Here is a 3,562-nt window from a genome sequence, read left to right as displayed (position 1 = left end):
GTTTGGAGCCGTCACGGTAAAGCGCATTTGCCTTTACACCCAGTGACCACGACAATTCATAGGCCTTCTGGCAGTCCTCGATTGTCGCATCGTTCGGCATGTTGATTGTCTTGGAAATCGCACCCGAGATGAATGACTGAGCCGCAGCCATCATGTAGATGTGGCTGTCAACACTCAGATAACGCTTGCCTTTTTTGCCGCACGGGTTGGCGCAGTCAAAGACGCTATAGTGCTCCTCTTTCAGGAACGGCGCGCCCTCCAGCGTCATGGTTCCGCAAACGTGATCGTTGGCGGCCTCGATGTCCTGCTTGGAATAGCCAAGGTGGCGCAGCAGATCGAAGGTCGGATCGTTCAGCTTATCCTTGGGGATACCCAGCGTCTTGGTGCAGAACTCTTCGCCCAGCGTCCACTGGTTAAAGACAAAGCGGATGTCGAATGCCGAAGCCAGCGCGCCTTCGACCTTATCCAGCTCTGCCTGACCAAAGCCGTGACCAATCAGCGAGGTGTGGTTGATCGCTGGCGCCTGCCCGATGGAGCCGTGACCGACAGCATAGGCGATGATCTCTTCGATCTGCGCGGAACCATAGCCAAGTTTCTCAAGTGCGGCTGGCACCGACTGGTTGATGATCTTGAAGTAGCCACCACCGGCCAGCTTCTTGAACTTCACCAGCGCAAAGTCGGGCTCGATCCCTGTGGTGTCACAATCCATCACCAGACCAATGGTGCCGGTAGGCGCGATGACAGAGACCTGCGCGTTGCGGTAGCCGTGCTTTTTACCCAGCTTCAGTGCTTCGTCCCAGCTGCCGACAGCCAATGCGATCAAACGCTGGTCAGGGCAGTTGGCGTGGTCAAGCGGCACAGGTTTGACGTCCAGTGCATCATAACCATCGGACTTGCCCAAGGCCGCCTGACGGTGGTTCTTGATCACGCGCAACATATGCTTGCTGTTCTTGGTATAGCCCGGGAAGGCACCCAGTTCACCGGCCATTTCGGCGGATGTCGCATAGGACACGCCTGTCAGGATCGCAGTCAGGGCAGCGCCCATCGCACGGCCTTCGTCGCTGTCATAGCCAAAGCCCATGTTCATCAAGAGGCCGCCAATGTTGGCATAGCCCAGACCCAGCGTGCGGAAGTCATAAGACCGCTGCGCGATTTCCTTGGACGGGAACTGCGCCATCATCACGCTGATTTCCAGTGTCACGGTCCACAGACGTGTGGCGTGCATATAGTCTTCGGCCTGAAACTGCCCGTCCGAATAGAACGTCAGCAAGTTCATCGACGCAAGGTTACAGGCCGTATCGTCAAGGAACATATATTCAGAACAAGGGTTTGAACCGCGAATTTCACCATCTTCGGGGCATGTGTGCCATGCGTTCACGGTGTCGTGGTACTGGATACCCGGATCGGCACAGGCCCATGCGGCATGGCCCACTTGTTCCCACAAATCGCGGGCCTTGATGATCTTGGCGACCTCGCCGTTGCGGCGGTTGATCAGTTTCCAGTCGGCGTCGTCTTCAACGGCCTTCAGGAAGGCATCCGTCACGCGGATGGAGTTGTTCGAGTTCTGGCCGGAGACCGACGAATAGGCCTCGCTGTCCCAATCGGTATCATAGGTCGGGAATTCGATGCTGGTGTAGCCTTGCTTGGCATAGTCCAGAACGCGCTTGATGTAGGTCTCGGGAATCGCTGAGCGCTTGGCGTCTTTGACAGCGGCGGCCAGTGTCTCGTTGGTCTTGGGATCATAGGCCGCGACTTCTGTGCCGTCCCATGATTTGATCGCCGCGAAGATCGCGTTCAGGTAACGGGCGTGCATTTTGGAACCCGCGACGATGGACGCCACTTTCTGCTCTTCGATGACCTTCCAGTTGATGAATTCCTGAATATCAGGGTGATCGGCATCGACGATCACCATCTTGGCCGCACGGCGTGTCGTGCCGCCCGATTTGATGGCACCAGCAGCGCGGTCACCAATTTTCAGGAATCCCATCAGGCCCGATGATTTGCCACCACCCGACAAAGGCTCACCCTCGCCGCGCAGCGACGAAAAATTCGTTCCCGTGCCCGAGCCATATTTGAACAGACGTGCTTCGCGCACCCAAAGATCCATAATTCCGCCTTCGTTCACGAGATCGTCGTCAACGGACTGGATGAAACAGGCGTGCGGCTGTGGGTGCTCATAGCTCGAGGCGGATTTGGTCAGCTCGCCAGTCTGGTAGTCGACATAGTAGTGCCCCTGTGCGGGACCGTCGATGCCGTAAGCCCAGTGCAGACCTGTGTTGAACCACTGCGGGCTGTTTGGTGCGGCGCGCTGTGTTGCCAGCATATAGCGCATTTCGTCGAAATAGGCGCGCGCATCCTCTTCAGAGGTGAAATAGCCACCCTTCCAGCCCCAATATGTCCAGGCACCGGCCAGACGGTCGAACACCTGCTTGGCGGATGTCTCACCACCAAATGTGGCGTCTTTGGCAGGAACCGAGCGCCACAGGAACTCTGGCACGCCCTTTTCCTTCACGCGCTTTACTTCGGAGGGCACACCCGCCTTGCGGAAATATTTCTGCGCGATCACGTCAGAGGCAACCTGGCTCCAACCGGCCGGAATTTCACAATTGTCGAGTTTGAAAACAACCGTCCCGTCAGGGTTGCGAATCTCTGACGTGGTCGTCTTGAACGCCAGTTCGCCATAAGCGCCCGTTTTCGCTTTTGTGAAATTACGGTCAATTTTCATTGGTCTGCCCCATTCTAGTTTGCGCCGTCGTTGCGGCTAAATTCTCAACAAAGCCGCCTGCGCGACCAATCCGGAAAAGAACATATCAACCGTCGACGCCACACTGCCTGCGATCCAAGATCGAGCGTACGTTTCTGGGCACTGAAAACCTGTGCCCGCCTGTTGAACTGTCCCCGTGCCGCTACCACATCTTGTGTCGTGTTCGTCGGCCTGCACAACCTGACGCATCTAGCCCTCGTGGGTCAACGGCTTTTTAACACAAAATGTGGATTAATTCAGTTGACCTGTCGGTCCTCACATGCCCGTCCTTTTGGGCAGGTGATTCACACACAAACTTGTCCACAGATGCCCGCAGAAAGCCGCGTCACCAGAAACTGTTTTACTTCGCAACCTTAGGCATTCCGGTTCAGGCAAACTGTGAACTTCATCAACACACGCGCAACGCCGATCACCTCTGCTCAAGCCGCGCCAGATAAGCCGTTGCACGATAGCCACGCTGCGGCAGCCTTTTGGTCGATCAAATCCCTCGCCGGCACCGGCGGATCGCGCGATCACATAACAGGCTTGGACACTGGATACGTTGTCAATTCGACACAGTGCACGATATCACGCGCGCGATGCACACAATAATATTTGACTGCGTCACGGGCGTATAGTTTTCCATGCTTGTTAAAGTCAGCTGTAATCAGCACTGTCTTTCGAAAAAACACTATTGATTGGGAGAAAATCAATGAACAAATTCTGGATCATTCTGGGCGCACTGCTTGTTGCAGGCGTATCCGCTTACGCAGGCGGCCTGGCCGATGCGATCACTGAAACTGTACCGATGGCAGATCC

Annotated in this window: 1 protein-coding gene; it reads right to left on the bottom strand. The window is 55.9% G+C overall.

Going from position 1 to position 3,562, the window contains the following annotated elements; all coding sequences use genetic code 11:
- Positions 1-2,725: vitamin B12-dependent ribonucleotide reductase (locus tag VGP75_RS15700; protein WP_327544559.1), on the bottom strand; the 2,725-nt coding region annotated here is incomplete at its 3' end.
- Positions 2,726-3,562: the final 837 nt, after the last annotated feature.

The sequence above is a fragment of the Yoonia sp. genome, from assembly GCF_036007805.1.
GTDB lineage: Bacteria > Pseudomonadota > Alphaproteobacteria > Rhodobacterales > Rhodobacteraceae > Yoonia.
The sequence above is the reverse complement of the archived record's forward strand: the minus strand, read 5'-3'. Positions and strand labels throughout refer to the sequence as shown.